This is a genomic window from Sandaracinobacteroides sp. A072, assembly GCF_052616365.1.
Genome location: NZ_JBQXGU010000001.1, coordinates 1,107,814 through 1,132,016 on the forward strand (window position 1 = coordinate 1,107,814; position 24,203 = coordinate 1,132,016).

The window sequence follows — 24,203 nt, forward strand, 5'->3', positions numbered from 1 at the left end:
CAGCAGCGCCAGCCAGATGGGCCGGGCGCTTCCGGGGTTCTGAATTCGCGCAATGGCAGGCCTGCGGCATGCTGAAGGGCTGTAAGCCGGGCCAAGCCCGTGCTAGGGAGCCGGCGACATGGCTTCTGTAGACATTCACGCGCTTGCCAACCCATTGCGCTTCCAGCGCTTTGCTTCGGCATTCACGCCCTGGCTGCTGCTTGCCGGGCTTGGCCTCGCCGGCGCCGGCCTTGGCATCGGCCTCTTCCTGGCGCCGCCCGATTATCTGCAGGGCGAAAGCGTGCGCATCATGTATGTGCATGTGCCGGCTGCATGGATGTCGCTTGGCGGCTATCTCGGCATGGCGATTGCGGCGCTCGTCGCCTTTGTGTGGCGGCATCCGCTGGCCAGCCTTTCGGTGCGCGCAATCGCGCCCGTGGGGGCGACTTATGCCGCCATCTGCCTCATCACCGGCTCACTCTGGGGCAAGCCCACCTGGGGCACCTACTGGCGCTGGGACGGCAGGCTTACCTCCATGCTTGTGCTCTTTTTGCTGTACCTCGGTGTCATGGCTCTCATTCATCTGCACGAAGACAGGGCGCGCGGCCTTAAGATGGCCGGGCTTCTGGCCATTGTCGGCACGATCAACCTTCCCATCATCAAGTTCAGCGTGGAATGGTGGAACACCCTGCACCAGCCGGCCTCCATCCGGCTTTCCGGCAGTTCGATCCACCCCGACATGCTCACCCCGCTGCTGCTTTCGGCCGGCGGTTTCCTGATGCTTTTTGCCGCAATCGTCCTTATCCGCATGCGGGCGCTGATTGCCGAGCAGCGGATCGAGATGCGCGCCCTGCGGCGTGCTGCGAGGGCAGGCTGATGAGCCTTCCGCATCTTCCCTTCATCCTTCTTTCCTACCTGGTCACGCTGGCGGGGATCGGCGGTTTCCTGCTGATCTCATGGCGCAGGATGCGCCGGGCCGAGCGCGCGGCCAACGGAGACGACAGGCAATGACCGCCAATCCGACACGCCAGAAACCGAAGCGGCAGCGGCTGATGCTGGCGCTTGCCGCCATCGTGGCGCTTGCCGTTGCGGGCATCATCGCGGCCCTCGCCCTCCAGGATACGGCCGCCTATTTCAAGGCCCCGTCCGACATCGCCGCAGACCCGCCCGCACCCGGTCAGACCATCCGGCTGGGCGGGCTGGTGAAGCCGGGCTCTGTAAGCCGGTCGGGCGATGGGCTCGTCCTGGAGTTTGTCGTGACCGACACGGCAGCCGATACGCCCGTTTCCTATCGTGGCCTCGTGCCGGACCTGTTCCGCGAAGGGCAGGGCGTGATCGCGACCGGAAGCTTCGATGCCGTTGGCCATTTCCAGGCCCGCGAACTGCTCGCCAAGCATGATGAAAATTACATGCCGCCCGAAGTGGCCAAGGCGCTGGAGCGTGCCCCCGGCCACCCGCAGAAGCAGGGCGGCGCATGATCCCCGAACTCGGCCATTTCCTGCTCTGGCTGGCGGCTGCGGCGGCGCTTCTGCAGGCACTGGCGCCCAGCATCGGCCTGTGGCGCAACCAGGATGATCTCGTCTGGGTGGCGGTGCCGGCGGCTGTTGCCCAGGGCATTTTCACCCTGCTGGCCTTTGTGGCGCTGACCTGGGCGTTCGTGGTTTCCGATTTCTCGGTGAAGCTGGTGGCAACCAACAGCCACAGCATGAAGCCGCTTCTCTATCTCTACACTGGCGTGTGGGCCAACCACGAAGGCTCGCTGCTGCTCTGGGTTCTGGTGATGGCGCTGGCGGGCGCCGGGGTCGCGCTGGCGCCGGCAACGCTCGGGCAGCGTTTCCGGGCGCGCGTGCTCAGCATCCAGGGGCTGGTGGCGCTGGGATTCTTCGCCTTCCTGCTTCTTGCCTCCAACCCGTTCGAACGGCTTTCGCCCGCGCCAACCGAAGGGCAGGGCCTGAACCCGCTGCTGCAGGATCCGGGCCTCGCCTTCCATCCGCCGCTTCTCTATGCCGGCTATGTCGGCCTGTCGGTCGCCTTTGCCTTCGCGGTCGGCGGCATGCTCGAAGACCGCATCGGCCCGGCATGGGCGCGGGCAACACGGCCGTGGGTCGCGGCAGCCTGGGCGCTTCTCACGCTGGGCATCGCCCTTGGCAGCTACTGGGCCTATTATGAACTGGGCTGGGGCGGCTGGTGGTTCTGGGATCCGGTCGAGAATGCGGCCCTGATGCCATGGCTGGCGGCCACTGCACTTCTCCATTCCATTGCCGTGGTGATGAAGCGCGATGCGCTTCGCGCCTGGACCCTGCTGCTGGCGGTCGCGGCCTTTTCGCTGTCGATGATGGGCACCTTCATCGTGCGCTCGGGCCTTCTCACGTCCGTCCATGCCTTCGCGGTCGATCCCACGCGCGGCTTCTTCCTCATGGTGCTGATGGCACTCTATATTGGTGGCGCGCTTCTCATCTATGCCGCAGCGGCAGGCCGGGTGGCGGAAGGGCGGCAGTTCGCGCCCGTCAGCCGGGAATCGGCGCTCGTCGTCAACAATCTGCTCTTTTCCGCCGTGCTTGGCGTGGTGTTCGTGGGCACCCTTTACCCGATGGCGCTTGAGGCCATGGGCGGTGCGCAGATTTCGGTCGGCCCGCCCTATTTCAACCGCACCGTCGTTCCCATGATCCTGGCAATGGCGGCGCTGATGGCGGTTGCGCCCTTCCTTGGCTGGCGGCGCAGCGCAACCGGGCACCTGGCGTCGCGGCTGATGCCCGCTGCCGTGGCTGCGGCCATCGTTGTTGTCGTGGCTTTGCTTGTGTTTGGCGTGCGCGGGCTGGGCGCGTTGCTGGGCTTTGGCGCGGCGGCCTGGCTTGGTGTCGCCAGTATCGCCATCCTCATGCGCCGCGGCCTGACCTTGAATGCCGCCGGCATGGCGCTTGCACATCTGGGGGTCGCTGTGTCGATCCTCGGGGCGACGGCTTCCGGCGCACTCCAGCGCGAGGCGCTGGTTTCGATCCGCGTCGGGGATGCGATCGAGATGGGCCCGTGGCGGGCCGAGCTTCTGGATGTGCGCCCCGTGGCCGGCCCCAACTGGACCGCGATCGAGGCGGCGCTGGAAGTGAAGCGCAATGACCGGCTTGTCGGCATTGTCAGGCCGCAGTCCCGCATGTTCGTGGCCCCCCCGCAGGAAACGACCGAAGCCGGGCGTGCGGGCTGGTGGTTTGGCGAGGCCTATGCCGTGATCGGAAAGCCCGATGGTACCGGTCGCTGGCAGGTGCATCTGTGGGTCAAGCCGCTGGTGCAGCTGATCTGGTGGGGTGGTGTGCTGATGTCGCTGGGCGCCATGGTGGCGCTGGGTGGTGCCGTTCGCGCGCGCCTGCCGCGCCGCTCCCGCAGCCGCGCGCCGATTGCCGATGCCGCACCGCGCGGAGAACCGGCGTGAAAGGCTGGACCACGCGTGTCCTCTGGCTCCTGCCGCTCCTGCTCTTCGCCGGTCTGGTGTGGCTGATGGCCGGCAACCTCGGCAAGCCGACGCAGGTCGTCGTCGAGAGCCGGATGATCGGGAAACCCGTGCCGGCTTTCGCTCTGGACAGTTTCGAAGGCGGGCAAGGGGTGTCCAACGCCGCTTTTGCCGAGGGGCCGGTTCTGGTGAACATCTTCGCCAGCTGGTGCCTGCCCTGCGCGGTCGAGGCGCCGCAACTGCAGGCGCTTGCCGATCGCGGCGCGACCCTCATCGGCATTTCCACGCGCGACACGCCCGAGGCGACCGCCGCCTTCCTTCAGCGCCACGGCAACCCCTATGCCCGCATCGGCATGGATCCGGCCGGCCGGCTGATGCTGGCTTTCGGTGCATCCGGCGTTCCCGAAACCTATGTCGTGGACCGGCAGGGTATCGTCCGCTTCCAGCATCTGGGGGAGGTGCGGGCCGAGCATGTTCCGCAGCTTCTGGCCGAACTGGAGAAGGCGCGATGATCTGGCGGGCCATGCTGATGGCGCTGGCGATCCTGTGTGCGCAACCCTTCCCGGCCGTCGCCCAGATCGACCTCGACGAGAAACCCCTGGAGGATCCGGCAGCAGAGGCGCGGGCGCGCGCCCTGATGGCCGAACTCCGCTGCCTGACCTGCCAGAACCAGTCCATCGCCGATTCCAATGCCCCGCAGGCACAGACCATGCGGGTCGAGGTTCGCGAGCGTATCGCGGCGGGTGAAAAGCCGGAAGCGATCCGCCGCTGGTTCATCGAGCGCTATGGCGACTGGGTGAGCTTTTCGCCGCCTGCACGGGGTGACACCATGCTCCTCTGGGCGGCGCCGCTGCTGTTTCTGGCCATCGGCCTTGTCCTGCTGGCGCGAAGGATCAGGCGATGATGTGGCGCGTGCCCCTTTCCGCAGCTCTGGCGCTTGCCGCCGGGCTTGGCGGCTACCTCATGACCGGCCATCCCGGCATGCCCTCGCAACCGGTGCCGCAGGCTGAAACGGACCCGCGCCTTACACCGGAGGCCGAGAAGGCATCCCGGGAATTGCTGGAAAATTTCGGCGACGTGCGGGCATGGCTGACGCTTTCCGATGCCCTGATCCGTGCCGGGCGCACGGAAACCGCCGTCTATGCCCTGCAATCCGGGCTAGAAGCGATTCCCGGCAACGCTGACCTTTGGGTTCAGACCGGTGTGGCCCTTGTCGCCCACGCCAACGGGGAGGTGGTGCCGGCGGCCCGCCTTGCCTTCGACCGCGCAAGCCGCCTGCAGCCCGACCACCCCGCGCCCGCCTATTTCCTCGGCCTCGCCTGGCTGCAGGCCGGCGAACCCGCGCGGGCGCTGGAAGCCTGGGAAGGACTGCTGGCGCGCAGCACGGATGACGCGCCATGGCGGCCCCGTGTGGAGCGCATGGTGAATGCCGCCCGCACGATGATCAGCATGGGGGTCGGCGCACCCGGCGCACTAGGCACTGGGCCGGAAGCCGGCGCCGGCATGCAGGGCGAAGGGGCAGCAGAATGACGATCCGGATTCACCATCTGAACGACAGCCGTTCGCAGCGAATCCTCTGGCTGCTGGAGGAACTGGCGTTGCCCTACGAGATCGTCCGCTACCAGCGCGATCCCGTCACCAATCTTGCACCGCCCGAACTGGAAGCCGTGCACCCGCTCGGCAAGTCTCCCCTTGTGGAAGCCGATGGCGCGCTGCTTCATGAATCGGGTGCGATTGTCGACATCCTCGTCCGTCGCCACGGCAAGGGCGTGCTTGCCCCGCCCGAGGGCAGCCCGGATCGCGACAGCTATCTCATGTGGCTGCATTATGCCGAGGGGTCGGCCATGCTTCCGCTGATGCTCAGACTTTATACAAGCCGCCTTGGCGCTGCCGCCGAGCCCCTTGCCCCGCGCCTCGAGAGCGAAACGGCCCGGCATCTCGGCTGGATCGACAGCATGCTGCAGGACCGGGCGTGGCTGGTGGGCGATGCGCTCACGGGCGCCGACATCCAGATGAGCATGGTGGGCGAAGCCGCGCGGGCCTGGGGCCTGATCGCGCCCTATCCTGCCATTGCCGCATGGGTGCAGCGATTCCAGGCGCGGCCCGCCTATCGCCGGGCGCTCGATGCGGGCGGGCCTTACCAGTTTGCCTGATGCTTTCCGGCAACGCCCGGATTGGAACTGAGCGCCTTCGGCCAGCCTGTTTCCGGGTGCTGTTGCCCATGCATCCCTTTGGTGCTAGCGGCCGCGCCTGTCCGACCCCCATGCGGGGCCGTCTTGGCGATGAACGCGTGATACAGCAGCTTCGCAATCTTTCCGGAAAAAGGCCATGAGCGACGCACCGGCAGCGGATGCCGCGATCCTGCGTGCCGAGCATGGCAAGGACGGCTTGCCAAAGCTTGTCATGGGCGCGATCGGTGTCGTGTTCGGGGATATCGGCACCTCGCCCATCTACGCGATGCGGGAAACCTTCATCGGCCCGCATCCGCTTCCGGTGGACGATTACCATATCACCGGCATCATCAGCCTGATCTTCTGGACCATGATGCTGGTCGTGACGCTGAAATATGTCGGCGTCATCCTCAGGGCCGACAACCGCGGCGAGGGCGGCACCATTGCCCTTCAGGCTCTCCTCACCCGCCATTCGCAGGGTCGGCGCTGGGCGCCCTGGGTGGTGGTGCTCGGAATCTTCGCCACGGCCCTGTTCTTTGGCGAAAGCATCATCACGCCGGCCATTTCCGTCCTTTCGGCGGTCGAGGGGCTGACAGTCGTCGAGGCATCGCTCGAACCGCTGGTGATTCCCATCGCCATCGGAATCATCGTCGGCCTGTTCCTCATCCAGAGCTATGGAACCGCCCGTGTCGGCGCCTTCTTCGGGCCGATCACGCTGATCTATTTCCTGACCCTGGCAACCCTCGGGCTGGTGAACATCTTCCAGAACCCGGATATCCTCTGGGCGCTTTCCCCGCATCATGCGGTGCGCTTCTTCATGACGGATGGGGTGCTGGCGTTCCTCGCGCTTTCATCCGTGATCCTCGCCGTCACCGGCGCGGAGGCGCTCTATGCCGACATGGGGCATTTCGGCCGCAACCCCATCCGCATAGGCTGGCTGGCCCTTGTGCTGCCCGCCCTGATGCTGAACTATCTGGGGCAGGGCGCGATGCTGATGGGCAACCCCGAGGCGATCCGCAATCCCTTCTTCCTGCTTGCGCCAGAGGAGCTCCGGCTTCCGCTGGTGGTGCTGGCCACGCTCGCCACGGTCATTGCCTCGCAGGCGGTGATTTCGGGGGCCTTCTCGATCACGCGCCAGGCCGTGCAGCTCGGTTATCTGCCGCGTCTGAAGATCCTGCACACGTCGGCCCGGGCCGAGGGGCAGATCTACATTCCCTTCATCAACTGGGTGCTGCTGGTGCTGGTGATCCTGCTGGTGCTGGGCTTCGGCAGTTCGTCAAACCTGGCCGCTGCCTATGGCATTTCCGTCACCGGCACGATGCTGATTTCCACCGTGATGATCGGCATTCTCATCACGCAGGTCTGGAAATGGAACCGCTGGCTGTCCTACCTGCTGATCGGCGCCTTCCTCATCATCGACGGGGCCTATTTCACGGCCAATCTCACCAAGATCCCCGATGGCGGCTGGTTCCCGCTGCTGGCAGGCCTGGTGGTCTTCACCCTGTTGACCACATGGGCGCGCGGGCGCTTCCTCATGCAGCAGCGGCTGAAGGAATCGGCCATGCCGATGGAGGTCTTCATCAAGTCCGCCTCCCGTGCGGCGGCGCGTGTGCCGGGCACGGCGGTCTTCCTGTCCTCCACCTCCAATGGTGTTCCGCATGCGCTTCTGCACAATCTGAAGCACAACAAGGTGCTGCACGAGCGCATTCTCATCCTCACCATCGTGATCGACGAGGTGCCCTTCATCTCGGATGCGGACCGGGTCGAGGTTTTTGACCTGGGGGCGAATTTCTACCGCCTGATCCTGCGCTACGGCTTCATGCAGCAGCCGGATGTTCCGCGCGCCCTGAAGGCCGTGAACACCTGCGGGCCGGATATCCGGATGATGGACACCAGCTTCTTCCTTGCACGGCAGACGCTTCTGCCATCCGAGCGGCCGGCAATGCCGCTGTGGCGGGAAAAGCTCTTTGCCTGGATGCTGCGAAACGCCGAATCGGCGATGGAGTTCTTCAAGCTGCCGACGAACCGCGTGGTGGAACTGGGAAGCCAGGTCGAGATCTGAGGCCGCTCAGCCTCTGGCTCTTGGCGGCGATGTCCGGCACGCCGTGCTTTCCGCTATTCGGAAGCTGCGGCCGGAATGTGCGATACATGCCCGGCCTCAAGCGCCAGCAGTGATGGCTGGTGCCATCCGAAGCGTCTGTTTCAGTGATTCCCGGGGCAGGGCAGTGATGCGGTCCTGCATAGGGCTGTCATGCCTTGCACCCTTCGGGCGGAGGCAAAAAAGAAGGGCCGCGGTGGATACCGCGACCCTTCCATTTGCTTGAAGCCGTAGGGCTTACTGAGCCGGAGCAGCAGCAGCGGCGTCAACCGCGGCAGCGGCGTCGGTGGCGGCGCCTTCGACAGCGGCAGCGGCGTCGGTGGCAGCGCCTTCGACGGCAGCAGCAGCGTCAACAGCAGCGGCGTCGACGGTAGCAGCAGCCGCATCGGCGGTGGCAGCAGCGGCGTCAGCGGTTGCGTCGGCGGCAGCGGCGGTGTCGGCAGCAGCTTCTTCCGTGGCGTCAGCAGCCTGCTTTTCGCCGCAAGCGGCGACCAGGGCGAGGCTCGCAACGGCAGCGAGGGTGAAAAGCTTGTTCATTCTGACCTCCTATAAGGGCACGATTGCCCAATTGTTGCAGGCCATGGGGGTGAGACCTTGCGGCCGCAAGCTCGATCCCCGACGACCCGTGAGGGGTGCGACGTGGTCTGAAGCATCGCGCCATTGCAATAGCGCGTGGAGGATTTCAAGGCCCATTGTTGGCGAAGTGCGACGAATTGCGTTCACGGCCGACGAGATGTTTCCTTCCGGGTGGCAAGGCTTTGCCCGTCCCGGGGCTTGGCGCGGCCATGGCAAGCGGGCATTGAGGCGGCCATGAACAACACGCCTTTCACCCCGCAGAAGCCGCTCAGGCTGGGCACGCGAGGCTCTCCGCTCGCCCTGGCGCAGGCCCGCATGGCCGAGGCGGCGCTCGTCGCCGCCCATGGCACCAGCGTTGCGGACATCGCCACCATCGTCGTCCAGACGCAGGGCGACAGGATCCAGGACAGGCCGCTCGCGGAGATTGGCGGCAAGGCCCTGTGGACCAAGGAACTCGACCGCGCCCTCATGGACGGCGAGGTGGATTTCGCGGTTCATTCCATGAAGGACGTGGAGACGACGCTCGCACCGGGAATCGCGCTGGCAGCGGTTCTGCCGCGCGCGGACCCGCGCGACAGGCTGGTGGGGGCGGAAAGCCTTGCCGCGATTCCGCATGGTGCGACAGTCGGCACGTCCAGCCCGCGGCGCGCGGCGCAGCTTCTGAACCGCAGGCCCGATCTGTCCGTCATATCCTTCCGGGGAAATGTGCAGACGAGGCTGCGCCAGCTTGAGGAAGGCAAGGTCGCGGCGACGTTCCTGGCGGCAGCCGGGCTCGACAGGCTCGGCATCGCTGCCGGCGTCCCGCTCGACCCTGAGACATGGCTGCCGGCCGCCTCGCAGGCTATCGTCGGCATCACCTGCCGCGCGGATGATGCGCCCATGCTGGCGCTGCTCGCCGCCATCAACGACACGGACACCATGCAATGCCTGCTGGCCGAGCGGGCACTGCTGCGCGGCCTTGGGGGCAGCTGCCACACGGCCGTCGCGGCACAGGCGCGAACAGAGGCGCAGACTGCGAACGGGCTACGGCTTGATGCCGAGCTTCTGAGCCCCGACGGCCGCGACTGCGTTGCCGGCTCCATCCTGTCAGCCGATTCGGGCATGGACGACCCGGATGCCCTTGGCGCGGCGCTGGCAAGGCGGTTGCTGGAGCAGGCGACACCTGCGATCCTGCGCTCCCTAGAGCAGGCGACGCCTGCGATCCTGCGCTCCCCGGGGCAGACGAGGCAGCCGTGACCCTTCCAGTCCTGCTGCTGACCCGGCCGCAAGAGACAGACGGCCGGACCGCGCAAGCAGCCCTCAATGCCGGCTTTTCAGCCATATCCGCCCCGCTTTTGCGCATCGAACCGCTGGAATGGAACCTGCCGGCCGACATGCCGGAAGCCCTGCTGTTCACGAGCGCCCATGCGCCTGGCCTCGTTGCGGCGCGTGCGCCCGGGCTGCTCCGCCTGCCTGTATATGCCGTTGGCCCCAACACGGCGCGCGCTGCGGAAGACGCCGGCTTTGCCGTTGCCATGGCCGGGGAAACGGATGGAAGCGAGATCGTTCGGCGCGCTTTCGAGGCAGGGGTGCGCAGCCTGCTGCATGCGGGCGGGGAGACGACCGCTGCCTATGCAGTGCCGGACGGCCTGTCGGTTGCGCGGGTGGCTGTCTATGCCGCCAGGCCTGTCAGCGGCCTCGATGCGGAAACAGCAGCCCGGCTGAAGCGCGGAGAGATATTCGCGGTGCTGCTCTTTTCCCCGCGAACGGCTGCCATTTTCACACAGGCCCTGTCGGGTGCGGGCGTGCCAAGGGGAGGGCTGCGCATCATTGCCCTCAGCCCTGCGGTTGCCCGCATGGCGGGTGCGGGCTGGAAGGCAGTGGACATCGCCGGTAAGCCTTCGCTCGAGGAAGCCTTGGCGGCAGCCCGCCGGCTGTGGCATGGCATGAACGATGAATGATGCGAGCACCGATCGCGGCGGGGATAATGGTTCCAGCCGAAGCCGCCAGTCCGGTCTGGCCCAATCGGCACTGGGTCAGGCGCCCGGCGGCACGACAGGGCAGGGCAGCCAGCTCTCTGACGGGAGCGACAACCGTTCCGGAAGGTTCGAAAGCCCTGAGCGTTCAAGGCCTGAGCGTTCAAGGCCGGTTCTGCCCTGGCTTCTGGCTGCCGCTGGTGTCAGCTTCTCCATTGGCGTTCTCGGCAGCCCCTGGCTGGAACGGCAGGTGCGGGGCCATCTGCCGCCCGCCCTTCGCGCGCCCGAACAGGCGCTTTCCGGGCCTGACATCAAAGCCCTCGAGCAGAAACTGGCGCAGCTTGAAAGCCGGGTGCAGGATGCGCCCGCAATGGCGCTCGAAACGGCGGTTGCCGCCGGTTCCGCCGCCGATGCCCTGACCACGCTGGAAAGCCGGATTGCCCAGCTGGAAAGCCGCACGGGCACGCTTGCCGGGCAGCTCGCCGAACAGGGGGCGGGCCATGATGATCGCTGGCAGTCCCTGTCCCGGGATATTGCCCGGCTCGAGGCCGAGACCGGCGCGGAAGACCGTGACCTTCGCGCCTTCTTCCTGCTTTCTCTGGCGCGCCGCGCGGTGGAAGCGGGGCGGCCGCTCGGCCCGCTGGAGCCGCTCCTGTCCGCGCGCTTCGCGCCGGTGGCCGACACTGCGCTTGCCGATCTTACCAACTGGTCGAGCCTGCCGCAGACGCATGGCAGCCTTGCCACCCGGCTGGCCCAGATGGCCGAGCCGCCAGCGGCGGAAGAACCGGGCCGGGTCACCGGTGAGGCTGCCGGCGCGGGCTGGTGGGAGAATTTCCTTGGACGCCTGCGGACGCTCGTGAAGGTCCGTCCGAGCGGAGATGAGGCCCTTGCCACGGGCGCTGGCGATCCGCGCGCCCTGGCCGAGGCGCAGGCGGAGCTTGAAAAGGGCGATCTGGTGCGCGCCATCAACGCCATCGAAAGGGCGCCTCGCAACGAAGCCCGTGACCTCTGGATCGTGGATGCGCGTCGCCTTGCGGCGGCGGAAGCCGCCCTCGACAGGCTTGAATCGCTGGCGCTGGGCGATGCGATGGCCGCCCTGTCCCGTCCGGCGGCGGTCTCCGCCACAGTGGCGCCGCCCCCGCTCAACGCGACGGCGCCGCAGCCCGTTCCGGCGCCCTGAGAGCATCAGGGTGAAAAGGGCAACAAGGTAAAAGATGCATGCGGGTTTTGCCCATGTCCCGCACTGTCTTGCGGCAGGGGGGCTCCCACGGCTAACCGCGGATAACAGGTTCAAGCTTCAGCAGGATGGTATGACATGCGGATTGCGATGATCGGTTCAGGCTATGTCGGCCTGGTCTCGGGGGCCTGCTTTGCCGATTTCGGGCACGAAGTCGTCTGCGTTGACAAGGATCCCGCCAAGATCGAGCGGCTGAACGCCAATGTCATGCCCATCTACGAGCCCGGGCTCGACGATCTGGTTGCAACCAACGTCAAGGCGGGCCGGCTTTCCTTTACCACCGATCTCGCGGAGGGCATGAAGGGCGCGCAGGCCATCTTCATCGCCGTCGGCACGCCATCGCGGCGCGGCGATGGCCATGCCGATCTCAGCTATGTCTATGCCGCCGCACGGGAAATCGCGGCCGGCCTGGATGGCTATGCCGTCATCGTCACCAAGTCCACCGTGCCGGTCGGCACGGGAGACGAAGTGGAGCGCATCGTGCGCGAAGTGAACCCTGGGGCCGAATTCTCGGTCGCTTCCAATCCGGAGTTCCTGCGCGAGGGGGCCGCCATCTCGGATTTCAAGCGCCCTGACCGGATCGTGATCGGAGTGGAGGATGATCGCGCGCGGCAGGTTCTCGAAGAACTCTATCGCCCGCTCTATCTGAACCAGGCGCCGATGATGGTGATGAGCCGCCGCACCGCCGAACTGACGAAATATGCGGCCAACGCCTTTCTTGCTACCAAGATCAGCTTCATCAACGAAATGGCTGACCTGTGCGAAAAGGTCGGTGCGAATGTGCAGGATGTCGCGCGCGGAATCGGGCTCGACAACCGCATTGGGTCGAAGTTCCTGAACGCCGGCCCCGGCTATGGCGGCAGCTGCTTCCCGAAGGACACGCTGGCCCTCATCAAGACCGCGCAGGATTACGAAGCCCCGGTCCGCATCGTGGAAACGGTGGCGCAGGTGAACGAGCAGCGCAAGCGCGCCATGGGCCGCAAGGTGATCGCGGCCATGGGCGGCGACGTGCGCGGCAAGCGCATCGGCATTCTGGGCCTTACCTTCAAGCCCAACACCGATGACATGCGGGATTCGCCCGCCATCGCCATCATCCAGACCCTTCAGGACGCTGGCGCCACGATTGCCGCCTATGATCCCGAAGGGGTGGAGCAGGCGAAGCTCGTGCTCGACCGGGTGGACTATGCCGGCGATCCCTATGCGGCTCTCGATGGCGCGGATGCCATGGTTCTGGTGACGGAGTGGGACGCTTTCCGCGCGCTTGACCTTGCGCGCGTGAAGGGCCTGCTGAAGGCGCCGGTCGTGGTCGACCTCAGGAACGTCTACCGTCCGGAGGAAATGCAGCGCCACGGCCTGCAATATACAGGGATCGGGCGTTGATCGGGCAAAACTCTTGCCTGAACGGTTGCAGGCCTGCGGCGGGCTGGCTATAGCCCGCCGACGCCAGTGCGCCGGAGTCGTGGGTGAGTGGCTGAAACCAGCAGTTTGCTAAACTGCCGTACTGGGTAACCGGTACCGAGGGTTCGAATCCCTCCGACTCCGCCATAGCGCTTTTCCAGGGTATTCCCCGAAATCCAGAACTTCTGCCAGCGAATGGCGGGAGCTCTGTGGTTTCCATCATCATGCCCGCACGGTGCCGCATGCGGGCATATGTGCTGGCAGTTGCCAGGATGTCATTGTGCTGTCGCGGCCACTCTTTCCTCCGCCGCCCCGGAAAGGCCGCGCAGGTCGAGGCCGCTTGGCTCCTGGAAGATCCGCAGATCGAACTGCGGCAGGATTGCCAGCAGGTGGTCGAAGATATCTGACTGGATGCCCTCATACTCCTTCCACACGGTTGTGTTGGTGAAACAGTAGATCTGCAGCGGCAGGCCCTTCGGCGTTGGCTCCAACTGGCGCACCAGCAAGGTCATGTTCCTGGAAATGCTGGGGTGTGCGTGCAGATAGGCAATCACATAGGCCCGGAATGTACCGATATTGGTGACTCTGCGGGCGTTGATGGAGTCATGTCCGACTGTGATCAGTCTGCGGTTCCACTGATCAAGCTCGTTCTGCTTGCGATCGAGATAGTCGTCTATCAGGGCAAGGCGGCGCAAGTCTGCCTGTTCTTCATTGCCCAGGAAACGGATGCTGTTCTGGTCGATCAGGAGTGAGCGCATGATGCGCCGCCCGCCGGATTCCGACATGCCACGCCAGTTCTTGTAGCTTTGGTCAATCAGACGGTGCGTGGGTATGCTGGTGATAGTCTTGTCCCAGTTCTGCACCTTCACGGTGTGCAGGGCGATATCGATCACATCGCCATCAGCATTCAGTTGCGGCATCTCGATCCAGTCACCGACGCGCAGCATGTCGTTGGATGTGAGTTGCACCGAAGCCACAAGCGAAAGGATGGTATCCTTGAACACCAGCATCAGCACCGCAGCCATGGCCCCCAGCCCCGAAAGAAGCAGCAGGGGAGATTGCTCCATCAGGGCGGCGATCATGAGGATGGCGGCCGCTGCGAAGACGAGTATCTTGAGCACCTGCAGATAGCCCTTGATAGGCAGGTTCGCCGCCTCTGGGCGTTTCTGGTAAAGTTCGTTTGCGTAGTTGAGGGCTCCGCTGATCGCGAGGGCGATGGTCAGCACTATGAAGGCGCCAACCACATTGCGGCTGACCGTAACGACGACTTCCGGAATGTGCGGCACCGCCGCAATTCCGCGCGAGAGAATGACCGCCGGGATGATGTTGACCAGCCGCGCGATGATGCGCACCGGAGTGCGGCTTTCACCGGGCAGGATCCGCGCGACAAAGCGCCAGATGATTGTCTTGATCAGGAAATTGGCCAGTACTGATATGGCAAGGAGCACGCCAAGGCCGAGCAGCACTTCAGCCCATGGCGGAATATCGGCGAGAAGAGGCACGGCTAGGGAATTTGCGACTGAATCGGCCATTTGAGGATAGCGACTGGCTTCCTGCGTGATGGGCATGAACCATGAACTCCTTTGGACCGGGCGGAACCCGGATTATCCGACAGATGCTCCGGAAGGGACAATGCCATGACAGGAGCTTTTCCCGGGCACGGGCGAGACTGAAATGACCGCGCGGCGGATGAAGGCGAGCCCTGGGGCTGGGCGCCAGGGCCATCTATGGCCGCTCCGGCTGCCTCTTCGCGAAAAATCACGGAAGGTGGCCGTAGCGTGAATTCAGCTACCTGCCCTTTTCCGGGTGCCGGCCGCAACCCCGGCCGAAGGGCGTTTGTTCACAGCCCCAGTTGAGCCTTGGCGAGGATGTTGCGTTGTATCTCGTTCGAGCCGGCATAAATGCTACCGGCGCGATCATTCAGATATTTGAGCGGGGCGATCGCGGCATCGCGGTTCCCGCGGACACCGGCGGCGTGCGGCAGCACATTCGGCCCGCCTGAAACCCCGGCATCCGGCTGGAAGGAGAGGCCGGCCGGGCCTGCCGCTTCCATCGCCAGTTCCGTCAGGTGCTGGCTCAGTTCCGTGCCCAGGATCTTCATGGCCGATCCATTGGTTCCGGGCCGCCCGCCGCGCGCGGCGATGGAGAGAACGCGCATCTCGAACACTTCCAGAACGTCGATCCGGATCTGCGCGTCGGCCAGCGCGGCGGCAAAGACCGGGTCTTCGATCAGCGGGGCTGGCCCCTGGCTTGCCATTTCGCGGATGCGGTCAAGCCTGACCTGCAAGCCCGGCGCATAGGCGCTGCCGCCGCGTTCGAATTCCAGCAGATATTTCGCGACGGTCCAGCCGTCATCCACCTGGCCCACGACATTGCCGACAGGCACGCGCACCTCGTCGAAGAAGATCTGGTTCTGGATATGCTCGCCAGACGACATGATGATCGGCCGTACGGTGATGCCGGGCGAATCCATGGGGATCAGCAGGAAGGTGATGCCCTTTTGCGGGCGATCCTGCTGGCTAGTCCGCACCAGGCAGAAGATCCAGTTCGCGACATTGGCGTGCGTCGTCCAGATCTTGGTTCCCGAACAGACGAAGTCCGATCCGTTGCGGATGGCGCGCATGTTGAGAAGCGCGAGGTCAGAGCCTGCCTGCGGCTCGGAATAGCCCTGGCACCAGAAATGTTCGCCCGTCAGCATGCGCGGCAGGTAATGGGCTTTCTGTTCCGCGGTGCCGTGGCCGATCAGCGCCGGGCCGCACATGCCGATGCCCATGGGCGAGACAGGCGGCGCGCCGGCGCGCGCCAGTTCGCGTGCGAAGATGTAGCGCTGCGTTACCGAAAGCTCTGCGCCGCCATGTTCCTTCGGCCAGGCGGGCGCTGCCCAGCCCCGCGCGTGCAGCCGCCGCTGCCATTCCATCGAGGCTTCATGATCGCCATAAACGCTGGTCATCCAACGCCCGGCGGCCTTCAGGTCATCCGTCAGTTCCGCTTGCAGGAAGGCGCGCAGTTCGCGGATGAAGTCCCTGTCCTCGGCGCTCCAGTCCATGTCCATGCCGGTCCTCCCTGCTTCTTGCGGTGCACGCTTATCTCTTTAGACCGGAGCGCCAAAGCTGCATCCCCTGCATAAGGTGGGGCGCGAAGATGGACGGAGAGAGGCGGGATGGATTTCGAACTGGGCGCTGATCAGGAACGGTTCCGGGAAGTTGTCGCGCGGCTGTTCGCCGATCATGGCGACTTCGAATCGCGCCAGCACGCGCTGCGCCAGGATGGCGGCATGCGCCAGCGCCTTTGGCAGGCGCTGGCCAGCGAGGCGGGCGCGCTTGCAATCGGCCTGCCCGAAGCGGCCGGCGGCTATGGTGGCCCGCTCGAACAGCTGGTGCTGATGGAAGAAGCCGGGCGCGCCCTGCTGAGCGAACCGCTCGCCGAAACGCTTTTCCAGTGCGCGCCCCTGCTCGCCATCGGCGGCGGCGCGCGGGCCGAAGATGTCCTTGCCCAGATACCCGGTGGAGGGGTTCGCCTGGCCATGGCGCATGATGAACCCGGCCTCGGGGATGAATTTGCCGGGATTGCCATGCCGGCCAGCCCTGTTGCCGACGGCTGGGTGCTGCAGGGGCAGAAGCGCCTCGTCGTCACGGCGCCATGGGCAAGCCACATCATCGTCGCCGCCCGAACCTCCGGCAAGCCCGGCGATGCGGACGGCCTGTCGCTGTTCCTGCTGGATGCAGCACAGGCCGGCATCCATCTCGATCCCTATGCCATGCTGGATGAACGGCCAGCCGCGGATATCCGCTTCGATTCGGTGCCCGCTGGCCGCGAGAGCCTTATCGGGGAAGAGGGAAGGGGGCTGCCTCTGCTGGAGGCATGGCGTGACCGGGCCATCGCCGCTGCCGCCGCCGAAGCAACCGGCCTGCTGGGCCGGCTGCTGGAAGACACGGTGGAGCATGCGCGCGCGCGGCAGCAGTTCGGCCAGCCCATCGGGAATTTCCAGGCTATCCAGCACCGGCTGGTGGACATGCATCTGCGCGTCGAACTTGTCCGCTCGGCTTCTCTGCTGGCCTGCCAGTCGCTGGATGGGCCGGATGATGCACGGTCGCGCGCGGCATCGGCTGCGAAAGTGACCATGGCCGAAGCCTGCCGGTTCATTGGCCAGAACGCTGTCCAGCTGCATGGCGCCATGGGGATGACGGACGAACTGCGCATCGGCCATTATTTCAAGCGGGCGACGGTTCTGGAATATGGATTCGGGCCGGCCCGCTTCCACAGGCGGCGTCACGCGCGCCTGACCACCTGACGGATTGTCCGCCTGACGCACTGGCTGCCTGTCGGACTGGCCGCCTGAGGGGGTGATCGCCGGTGTGGCGGTCATCACATGGATGGGGGAAGCTGGAGGCCCGAGCCGGAATCGAACCGGCGTATACGGATTTGCAGTCCGCTGCGTCACCACTCCGCCATCGGGCCTCTGGGCGTGGGATGGGCCAACTAGCAGGCGAAGGCGTGCCTGCAAAGCCCTTCATGCACAACACTGCCGCGATTGATTGCAGACTGGCCCGCTGCGCGTGCAAAGCGGGCCAATCCCGCGCCCTTCGCGGCGGTTCTTCAGGGATTTTCAGCGAGGTGGGCGCTGATTTCGTCGAAGAATCGTTCCAGCTGGTGCAGCACATTCAGCTTGAAGGCGTAATTCACATCCGCCGAGCTGCTTTCGATGATGGTCGATTCGTCCACCTTGCGGGCATAGGCATCGGAAAGCGAGCGCACATAATCCTGTGTCAGCTCGATGTGGCCGCCATCGGCCAGCAGCCGCAGCTGCACCACCATCATCTGCCGCACCAGCATTTCAAGCGTTGTGATGCGCGCGGCAATGGCCACCGGATCTAGCTCCACCTGCTCGCGCGGGGGCTGGTCTTCGGGGGTGCCGGCCATGCCTTGTTCCTACCAGTAGCGAAGCGCCCAGAGCTGGAGCGCGATGAAGGTTCCGATCATCACCCACAGGCCTATGATCAGCAGCGCGCCGGCCCGGCTGATGGGCCGTTCCACCGCTCTATCCGCCTGGGCGCGAAATTCCGCCATCAGCGGCGCGGGCACCAGCCAGACTGCAAGCGCCAGCCCCAGCGGCACCAGGATCAGTTCGTCAAGCAGGCCGAGAACGGGCACGAAATCGGGAATCAGGTCTATGGGTGACAGCACATAGGTTGCGATCAGCCCGCCCACGAGCTTTGCCAGCAGCGGGGTTCGGGGATCGCGCGCCGCGATCCAAAGCATGTGCGCATCGCGGCGCAGCCGGTGCGATGTCTCTTTTGCCCAGGAAGAAAGGCTCATGCAGCCCACCCTAGCGGGCTGCCCCGCATGAGGCTAGGCACCGGCGTCATGGAAAGCGGCAAGCGAAGCCTGACGGCCCGAATCGAGCGCTGGGAAACGGCGCGCCCCTTCGTGATCGCGCGTGGAACCAAGACCCATGTCGATGTGGTGGTGGCCGAAATCCGGCAGGGCGCACATGTCGGGCGCGGTGAGGGGACGCCCATCTATTATCTCGCAGACAGCCCCGAGGCCGCGCTCGCGGCTGTTCTCGCGCAGGCGCCTGCCATCGAGGCCGGCGCGGGCCGTGCCGGGCTTCTCGACCTGATGCCGCCGGGGGCGGCGCGCAATGCGCTCGATTCGGCGCTTTGGGATCTGGAAGCGAAGATTGCCGGAAAGCGGGTGTGGACGCTTGCCGGCCTGCCGGAGCCGCGCCCGATGCTGACCGCCTTCACCATCAGCCTGGGCACGCCGGCCGAGATGGCGCAGCAGGCACGGGCTGCTTCGGCGCGCGAACTGTTGAAACTGAAGCTCGGCGGGGAAGGGGATGCGGACCGTGTGGCGGCCGTGCGCGCAGCAGCGCCTGACGCGCGCCTCATCGCCGACGCGAACGAAGGCTGGGCCGGCCTCGATGTCGAGCGCATGTGCCACGAACTGGCCCGCCACCGGCTCGAACTGATCGAGCAGCCCCTGCCGAAGGGGGCCGATTCGGATCTGGTGCATGTGCGCTCGCCCGTGCCTCTGGCGGCTGACGAAAGCCTGCAGAGCCGTGCCGAACTGGGGGATGTCATCGGCCGCTACCGCTTCATCAACGTGAAGCTCGACAAATGCGGCGGGCTGACGGAAGCGCTGGCGCTCATCCATGCCGCGCGCCAGCGGGGCCTCGGGCTGATGACAGGCTGCATGCTGTCCACATCGCTTGGCGTGGCCCCGGCTTTCGTTGCGGCGATGCAGGGCCAGTTCGCCGATCTCGATGGCCCGCTGCTTCTGGCGCGCGATCGTCCGCATGGGCTGAATTTCCATGGAAGCGATGTCGATCCGCCAGAGGTTGCACTCTGGGGCTGAGGGCCTAGAAGCTTGCGCGAAAGCGACAAGCCACAGGAGCCGCCATGACCGCCATCGTCGATCTCATCGCCCGCGAAATCCTCGACAGCCGGGGCAACCCCACCATCGAGGTGGATTGCGTCCTTGAAGACGGAAGTGTCGGCCGCGCCGCCGTTCCTTCCGGCGCCTCGACCGGCGCGCACGAAGCTGTCGAGAAGCGCGATGGCGACAAGGGCCGCTACCTTGGAAAGGGCGTGCAGCAGGCCGTGGCGGCAGTCCATGGCGAGATTTCCGACGCGCTCATCGGCCTCGATGCCGAGGAGCAGGAAGACATCGACGCACAGATGATCGCGCTGGACGGCACCGCCAACAAGGCGCGCCTGGGCGCCAACGCCATCCTCGGCGTCAGCCTTGCTGTGGCGCGCGCTGCAGCCGATGCGCGCGGGCTTTCCCTTTACCGCTATATCGGGGGCACGGCTGCCAAGCTGCTTCCCGTGCCGATGATGAACATCGTCAACGGCGGCGCCCATGCCGACAACCCCATCGACTTCCAGGAATTCATGATCATGCCCGTCGGCGCCGAGACCTTCTCGGAAGGGCTGCGCTGGGGTGCGGAAATCTTCCATTCCCTGAAGAAGGCCCTGCATGACCGCGGGCTGTCGACCGCCGTCGGTGACGAAGGCGGCTTCGCACCCGCCCTGTCGAGCGCCAACGAAGCCCTCGACGTGATTCTGAAGGCGATCGAGACGGCGGGCTACAAGCCCGGCGACGAAGTCATGCTGGCGCTGGATTGCGCTTCGACGGAATTTTTCAAAAATGGCCGCTATGTCATGGAAGGGGAAGGGAAAACCCTTTCCTCTGATGAAATGGCGGGCTTCCTTGCCGACCTCGTCGCCCGTTATCCCATCATCTCCATCGAGGATGGCATGGCCGAGGACGACTGGGACGGCTGGAAGGCGCTGACCAACCGTGTCGGAGACAAGGTGCAGCTGGTCGGCGACGATCTGTTCGTCACCAATGCCGCCCGCCTGCGTGACGGAATCGGTCGCGGGGTCGCCAATTCGATTCTCGTAAAGGTGAACCAGATCGGCACATTGTCGGAAACGCTGGAAGCCGTGAACACCGCGCATCGCGCCCGTTACACGGCTGTCATGAGCCATCGTTCGGGCGAGACGGAAGATTCGACGATTGCCGACCTCGCCGTCGCCACCAACTGCGGCCAGATCAAGACTGGCTCGCTCAGCCGTTCCGACCGGCTGGCGAAATACAACCAGCTTCTGCGAATCGAAGCCGAGCTTGGCGATTCGGCCCTTTATGCGGGGCGTTCGATCCTGCGCTGATTGACGACTGGCCCGCCTGCCACCTGGCGGCGGGCCAGTCGCGAGCAGCCACTGAAAAGGCCACCGAAAAGGCCTCAGAAAAGGAAAGGGGTCCGGCGACAGGGAACGCCGGACCCCATTTTTTTTCTTGGTTGGATGGATATTTACATATTTTTTATTGGCTCAGACGGCGACCGATCGTCTGCGCGTTGCGAAGCCGATCATACCGAACCCGGCGATCAAAGTCGCCAGTGTGCCGGCATTCGGCAGTGGCGGCATTTCCCTGCCGCTCTGGATTTGGGCGTCGGAAAGGATGGTGCCGTTTTGGACGGTCTTGCCTTCCGCTGCCCGGGCTTCTGCGGTGACGGGGATGGCATGGCCTTCGAACCCGCTTGCGGTGGCCGGAATAGCAACCGTGGCGAGAAGGATGGTTGCACCTGTTTTCAGAAGTCGGCTCTTCATGGCGTTCTTCTCCGTCTTGCCGGGCGACCCATATTGTTTTTTACGCCCGTGATTCTCTGCTAGCGTATGATGAATGGCCGTTAAAGACTGGAAATTCCTGATTTAAGGATTTTTCACATTTTATGGCCTTAATGCAACAGTTCATGTCTTGCGTGAGGTTTTCGGCCTCTCGCCACCAGCTGGCCGCTGGGCGGCGTGTGCCTTCGGCAAGGCCGGAATCGCCTTGTTGTGCGGTTCCGCTTGACGGACGCCCGCGAGGCGTGATTCTGAAAGGCATGAAGCGCTTGCCCCTGACCGATCTTCTCAAGCGTGCGGCCTTGCCGGCGCTTTGTCTCATGATCATGCTCTATTTCGGCACCCACGCGCTTTTCGGGCCCACCGGCCTTCTGGCGCTCGACGATATCCGCAAGGAGCGTTCCGAGCTTGAGGCGCGCCATGCGGTTCTGGCCAGCCGCAAGCAGGCGATCGAGCATGACATCGATCTGCTCGATCCGCGCGGTGTCGATCCGGATTATGCCGACGAACTGGTGCGCCGGCACCTTGGAGTCGTTCGTCCGGATGAAGTGATCGTGCCGCTCGAGCCGCCGGCGCGTTGATCCTGATCGATTGAAGGCGATGCCGTCAGGCAGGGGCCGTCCGTCGCCTGCCCCGGTTCAGGGCATGCGCACTTCTGTTCGGGGCTGGTGTTGAAGTGTGGCGGCACTTCGGGGCAATGTGGAATCCGGCCCGAAAGGGCAGATGTTTTCCGGTCCCGATAGGGGCCGGTTCTGGAAGAGGGGATGCGACTTGGCGAAGGGTACAGGCCGTGCCGCGGTTGCGCGCACCGGAGCTGAAAAAGGCCGGTTCGACACATTGCCGGAGGTTCAGAGGCACAAGCCTTCCGAACAGGAGTATCGCGACTATTACCGGATGATGCTCCTGATCCGCCGCTTCGAGGAAAAGGCGGGCCAGCTTTACGGCATGGGTCTCATCGGCGGTTTCTGCCATCTTTATATCGGGCAGGAAGCGGTGGTGACGGGCCTGCAGGCCGCCATCACGCCGGGCAGGGACAGTGTTGTCACCGGCTACCGCGATCATGGCCACATGCTTGCCTGCCATATCGATCCCAAGGTCATCATGGCCGAACTTACCGGCCGCGAAGCCGGGATCAGCCGCGGCAAGGGCGGCTCGATGCACATGTTCTCGGTCGATCAGGGCTTTTATGGCGGCCACGGAATCGTCGGCGCACAGGTTCCCATCGGCGCGGGCCTGGCCTTTGCCCACAAGTACCGGAATGACGGCGGGGTGGCGCTCACCTATTTCGGCGACGGCGCCGCCAACCAGGGCCAGGTCTATGAGGCCTTCAACATGGCCGAGCTGTGGAAGCTGCCTGTCATCTTCGTGATCGAGAACAACCAATATGCCATGGGCACGTCGGTCAACCGCGCCTCTGCCGAGGACCAGCTCTTCCGCCGTGGCGAGAGCTTCCGCATCGAGGGCATGCAGGTCGATGGCATGGATGTGCTGGCCGTCCGTGGTGCCGCCACCGTCGCCCTTGACTGGGTGCGTTCGGGCAAGGGCCCGATCCTTCTGGAAATGAAGACCTATCGCTATCGCGGCCATTCCATGAGCGATCCGGCCAAGTATCGCTCGCGCGAGGAAGTGCAGGAAGTGCGCGAAAAGCGCGATCCGATCGAGATGGCGAAGAAGGAGATGCTTGAACTGGGCTTCGCCGACGAGGACTGGTTCAGGGCCGTCGAGCGCGAGGTGAAGGCGGCTGTCGCGGAGGCGGCCGATTTTGCCGAACAGGCGCCCGAGCCTGATCTGGCCGAGCTTCATACCGATGTTCTGGTGGGGACTTACTGATGGATGTGAAACTGCCTGCCATGTCGCCCACCATGGAAGAGGGCACGCTCGCCAGTTGGCTGGTGAAGCCCGGAGACGTGGTGAAACCCGGCCAGGTGATCGCCGAGATCGAAACCGACAAGGCAACCATGGAACTGGAAGCCGATGAGGGCGGGAAGGTCGTCTCGCTCGAAGTGGAAGCCGGCGCCGAGGGTGTGAAGGTGGGAACGGTGATTGCCGTTCTGGCCGTCGATGGCGAGGAAGAGGCCCCGTCCACCGTCAAATCGTCATCGGCTTCCGGCGAAAAGCCCGCAGCGGCAAAGAAGCCCGGGCCGGCCGCGAAGCCGGACGCGGAAACGCCGAAGAAGGCGCCCGCCAGCGCCAGCGAAAAGAAGGCGTCCGACAACGCCGGGGAAGAAGTCTCGTCCGGACAGACCCGCAAGCAGACCGTGCGCGAAGCCCTTCGCGACGCCATGGCCGAGGAAATGCGCGCCGACGAGCGCGTGTTCGTGATGGGCGAGGAGGTTGCCCAGTATCAGGGCGCCTACAAGGTGACGCAGGGCCTGCTCGACGAGTTCGGCGACAAGCGCGTGGTGGATACGCCCATTACCGAATATGGCTTTGCCGGCCTTGGCGTCGGCGCCGCCATGGGCGGGCTTCGCCCCATCGTCGAGTTCATGACCTTCAACTTCGCCATGCAGGCGATCGACCACATCATCAATTCCGCAGCCAAGACCAACTACATGTCTGGCGGGCAGATGCGTTGCCCGGTGGTTTTCCGCGGCCCCAATGGCGCGGCATCGCGGGTCGCCGCGCAGCACAGCCAGAATTTCGCTGCCTGGTATGCCAGCGTGCCCGGCCTGCTGGTCGTCGCGCCCTATGACGCCGCCGATGCCAAGGGGCTGCTCAAATCCGCCATCCGCTCGCCGGACCCTGTCGTCTGCCTCGAGAATGAACTGCTCTACGGCCAGAGCTTCGAGGTGCCCGAAGGCGATCAAGTGGTTCCCATCGGCAAGGCGCGCATCCACCGCGAGGGCAGCGATGTCACGCTGGTGTCCTACTCCATCGGGGTGGGCGTTGCGCTCGAGGCGGCAAAGAGCCTCGCCGAAGACGGCATTTCCTGCGAAGTGCTCGACCTGCGCACGCTGCGCCCGCTGGACGAGGCCGCCATTCTCGAAAGCCTGAAGAAGACCAACCGCATGGTCGTCGTGGAAGAGGGCTGGCCGGTTTGCAGCATTTCGGCGGAAGTGATGGCGATCGCCATGGAAAAGGGCTTTGACGATCTGGATGCCCCTGTCCTTCGCGTCACCAATGCCGATGTGCCGCTGCCTTACGCCAATAATCTCGAAAAGGCGGCGTTGCTGAAGGCTGCCGACGTGGTTGCCGCGGTCAAGTCGATCATCTGA

General features: G+C 65.0%; 25 protein-coding genes and 2 tRNA genes. 20 read left to right on the forward strand and 7 right to left on the reverse strand.

Going from position 1 to position 24,203, the window contains the following annotated elements; genetic code table 11:
• Window positions 1–133 precede the first annotated feature (133 nt).
• From ACUJ46_RS05420 to ACUJ46_RS05460, 9 genes are all read left to right on the forward strand, one after another.
• Window positions 134–856, forward strand: a complete 723-nt coding sequence (locus tag ACUJ46_RS05420; RefSeq protein WP_445389545.1) for a heme ABC transporter permease — start codon at window positions 134–136, stop codon at window positions 854–856.
• Complete coding sequence (gene ccmD, locus ACUJ46_RS05425; protein WP_445389399.1) at window positions 856–990, forward strand: heme exporter protein CcmD; 135 nt, start codon at window positions 856–858, stop codon at window positions 988–990. The genes ACUJ46_RS05420 and ccmD overlap by 1 nt, the downstream gene beginning before the upstream one ends.
• Complete coding sequence (gene ccmE / locus ACUJ46_RS05430; protein ID WP_445389400.1) at window positions 987–1,457, forward strand: cytochrome c maturation protein CcmE; 471 nt, start codon at window positions 987–989, stop codon at window positions 1,455–1,457. The genes ccmD and ccmE overlap by 4 nt, the downstream gene beginning before the upstream one ends.
• The gene (locus ACUJ46_RS05435; RefSeq protein ID WP_445389401.1) at window positions 1,454–3,403 is read left to right on the forward strand and encodes a heme lyase CcmF/NrfE family subunit; all 1,950 of its coding nucleotides are present in this window, start codon (window positions 1,454–1,456) and stop codon (window positions 3,401–3,403) included. Before ccmE ends, ACUJ46_RS05435 begins: the two co-directional genes overlap by 4 nt.
• Window positions 3,400–3,933 carry a DsbE family thiol:disulfide interchange protein gene (locus ACUJ46_RS05440; RefSeq protein ID WP_445389402.1) on the forward strand — a complete coding sequence of 178 codons (534 nt, stop codon included), beginning with the start codon at window positions 3,400–3,402 and terminating at the stop codon, window positions 3,931–3,933. The genes ACUJ46_RS05435 and ACUJ46_RS05440 overlap by 4 nt, the downstream gene beginning before the upstream one ends.
• Complete coding sequence (locus ACUJ46_RS05445) at window positions 3,930–4,325, forward strand: cytochrome c-type biogenesis protein (RefSeq protein ID WP_445389403.1); 396 nt, start codon at window positions 3,930–3,932, stop codon at window positions 4,323–4,325. Before ACUJ46_RS05440 ends, ACUJ46_RS05445 begins: the two co-directional genes overlap by 4 nt.
• An 8-nt stretch (window positions 4,326–4,333) precedes the next feature.
• The gene (locus ACUJ46_RS05450; RefSeq protein WP_445389404.1) at window positions 4,334–4,951 is read left to right on the forward strand and encodes a tetratricopeptide repeat protein; all 618 of its coding nucleotides are present in this window, start codon (window positions 4,334–4,336) and stop codon (window positions 4,949–4,951) included.
• A complete protein-coding gene (locus ACUJ46_RS05455) occupies window positions 4,948–5,574 on the forward strand; it encodes a glutathione S-transferase family protein (RefSeq protein WP_445389405.1) in 627 nt (208 codons plus the stop codon). Before ACUJ46_RS05450 ends, ACUJ46_RS05455 begins: the two co-directional genes overlap by 4 nt.
• Before the next feature lie 175 nt (window positions 5,575–5,749).
• Window positions 5,750–7,654, forward strand: coding sequence for a potassium transporter Kup (locus ACUJ46_RS05460; RefSeq protein ID WP_445389406.1), 1,905 nt, complete (start codon window positions 5,750–5,752; stop codon window positions 7,652–7,654).
• A gap of 273 nt (window positions 7,655–7,927) precedes the next feature.
• Here the strand turns inward: ACUJ46_RS05460 and ACUJ46_RS05465 are convergent, their stop codons facing one another.
• A complete protein-coding gene (locus ACUJ46_RS05465; protein ID WP_445389407.1) occupies window positions 7,928–8,227 on the reverse strand; it encodes a hypothetical protein in 300 nt (99 codons plus the stop codon).
• A gap of 273 nt (window positions 8,228–8,500) precedes the next feature.
• Here ACUJ46_RS05465 and hemC point away from each other — a divergent pair, with 273 nt between their 5' ends.
• The 5 genes from hemC (at window position 8,501) to ACUJ46_RS05490 (ending at window position 13,003) form a co-directional block, all read left to right on the forward strand.
• Window positions 8,501–9,502 (forward strand): hydroxymethylbilane synthase, encoded by a 1,002-nt coding sequence (gene hemC / locus ACUJ46_RS05470; protein ID WP_445389408.1) that lies wholly within the window; start codon window positions 8,501–8,503, stop codon window positions 9,500–9,502.
• Entirely contained in the window at window positions 9,499–10,206 is a 708-nt protein-coding gene (locus tag ACUJ46_RS05475) for a uroporphyrinogen-III synthase (protein WP_445389409.1), read from the forward strand. Before hemC ends, ACUJ46_RS05475 begins: the two co-directional genes overlap by 4 nt.
• Window positions 10,199–11,401: a hypothetical protein gene (locus ACUJ46_RS05480; protein WP_445389410.1), complete on the forward strand. Its 1,203-nt coding sequence runs from the start codon at window positions 10,199–10,201 to the stop codon at window positions 11,399–11,401. Before ACUJ46_RS05475 ends, ACUJ46_RS05480 begins: the two co-directional genes overlap by 8 nt.
• A gap of 135 nt (window positions 11,402–11,536) precedes the next feature.
• Window positions 11,537–12,838, forward strand: a complete 1,302-nt coding sequence (locus tag ACUJ46_RS05485) for a UDP-glucose dehydrogenase family protein (RefSeq protein WP_445389411.1) — start codon at window positions 11,537–11,539, stop codon at window positions 12,836–12,838.
• A 73-nt stretch (window positions 12,839–12,911) separates the two neighbouring features.
• A tRNA-Ser gene (locus tag ACUJ46_RS05490) sits at window positions 12,912–13,003 on the forward strand.
• Between the two features lie 128 nt (window positions 13,004–13,131).
• Here the strand turns inward: ACUJ46_RS05490 and ACUJ46_RS05495 are convergent.
• Together ACUJ46_RS05495 and ACUJ46_RS05500 are read right to left on the reverse strand one after the other, a co-directional pair.
• Window positions 13,132–14,424, reverse strand: coding sequence for a mechanosensitive ion channel family protein (locus ACUJ46_RS05495; RefSeq protein ID WP_445389412.1), 1,293 nt, complete (start codon window positions 14,422–14,424; stop codon window positions 13,132–13,134).
• A 272-nt stretch (window positions 14,425–14,696) separates the two neighbouring features.
• Entirely contained in the window at window positions 14,697–15,908 is a 1,212-nt protein-coding gene (locus ACUJ46_RS05500) for an acyl-CoA dehydrogenase family protein (protein ID WP_445389413.1), read from the reverse strand.
• 108 nt (window positions 15,909–16,016) lie between these two features.
• On the opposite strand from ACUJ46_RS05500, the gene ACUJ46_RS05505 reads away from it, so the two are divergent.
• The gene (locus ACUJ46_RS05505; RefSeq protein ID WP_445389414.1) at window positions 16,017–17,147 is read left to right on the forward strand and encodes an acyl-CoA dehydrogenase family protein; all 1,131 of its coding nucleotides are present in this window, start codon (window positions 16,017–16,019) and stop codon (window positions 17,145–17,147) included.
• A gap of 93 nt (window positions 17,148–17,240) precedes the next feature.
• Here the strand turns inward: ACUJ46_RS05505 and ACUJ46_RS05510 are convergent.
• From ACUJ46_RS05510 to ACUJ46_RS05520, 3 genes are all read right to left on the reverse strand, one after another.
• Window positions 17,241–17,314: transfer RNA gene (locus tag ACUJ46_RS05510), tRNA-Cys, on the reverse strand.
• A 138-nt stretch (window positions 17,315–17,452) separates the two neighbouring features.
• Window positions 17,453–17,776: a hypothetical protein gene (locus tag ACUJ46_RS05515; protein WP_445389415.1), complete on the reverse strand. Its 324-nt coding sequence runs from the start codon at window positions 17,774–17,776 to the stop codon at window positions 17,453–17,455.
• A 9-nt stretch (window positions 17,777–17,785) separates the two neighbouring features.
• On the reverse strand, window positions 17,786–18,172 hold the full coding sequence (locus ACUJ46_RS05520; protein WP_445389416.1) for a YkvA family protein: 387 nt from the start codon (window positions 18,170–18,172) through the stop codon (window positions 17,786–17,788).
• Window positions 18,173–18,199: 27 nt separating this feature from the next.
• Between ACUJ46_RS05520 and dgcA the strand changes: the two genes are divergently transcribed.
• Window positions 18,200–19,213, forward strand: a complete 1,014-nt coding sequence (dgcA, locus tag ACUJ46_RS05525; RefSeq protein ID WP_445389417.1) for an N-acetyl-D-Glu racemase DgcA — start codon at window positions 18,200–18,202, stop codon at window positions 19,211–19,213.
• 44 nt (window positions 19,214–19,257) lie between these two features.
• Complete coding sequence (gene eno, locus ACUJ46_RS05530) at window positions 19,258–20,532, forward strand: phosphopyruvate hydratase (protein ID WP_445389418.1); 1,275 nt, start codon at window positions 19,258–19,260, stop codon at window positions 20,530–20,532.
• A gap of 162 nt (window positions 20,533–20,694) precedes the next feature.
• On the opposite strand, the gene ACUJ46_RS05535 is transcribed toward eno, so the two are convergent.
• A complete protein-coding gene (locus tag ACUJ46_RS05535; protein WP_445389419.1) occupies window positions 20,695–20,973 on the reverse strand; it encodes a hypothetical protein in 279 nt (92 codons plus the stop codon).
• Window positions 20,974–21,248: 275 nt separating this feature from the next.
• Between ACUJ46_RS05535 and ACUJ46_RS05540 the strand changes: the two genes are divergently transcribed.
• The 3 genes from ACUJ46_RS05540 (at window position 21,249) to ACUJ46_RS05550 (ending at window position 24,203) form a co-directional block, all read left to right on the forward strand.
• Complete coding sequence (locus ACUJ46_RS05540) at window positions 21,249–21,569, forward strand: FtsB family cell division protein (protein WP_445389420.1); 321 nt, start codon at window positions 21,249–21,251, stop codon at window positions 21,567–21,569.
• Between the two features lie 256 nt (window positions 21,570–21,825).
• Window positions 21,826–22,818 (forward strand): pyruvate dehydrogenase (acetyl-transferring) E1 component subunit alpha, encoded by a 993-nt coding sequence (gene pdhA / locus ACUJ46_RS05545; RefSeq protein ID WP_445389546.1) that lies wholly within the window; start codon window positions 21,826–21,828, stop codon window positions 22,816–22,818.
• A complete protein-coding gene (locus ACUJ46_RS05550; protein ID WP_445389421.1) occupies window positions 22,818–24,203 on the forward strand; it encodes a pyruvate dehydrogenase complex E1 component subunit beta in 1,386 nt (461 codons plus the stop codon). Before pdhA ends, ACUJ46_RS05550 begins: the two co-directional genes overlap by 1 nt.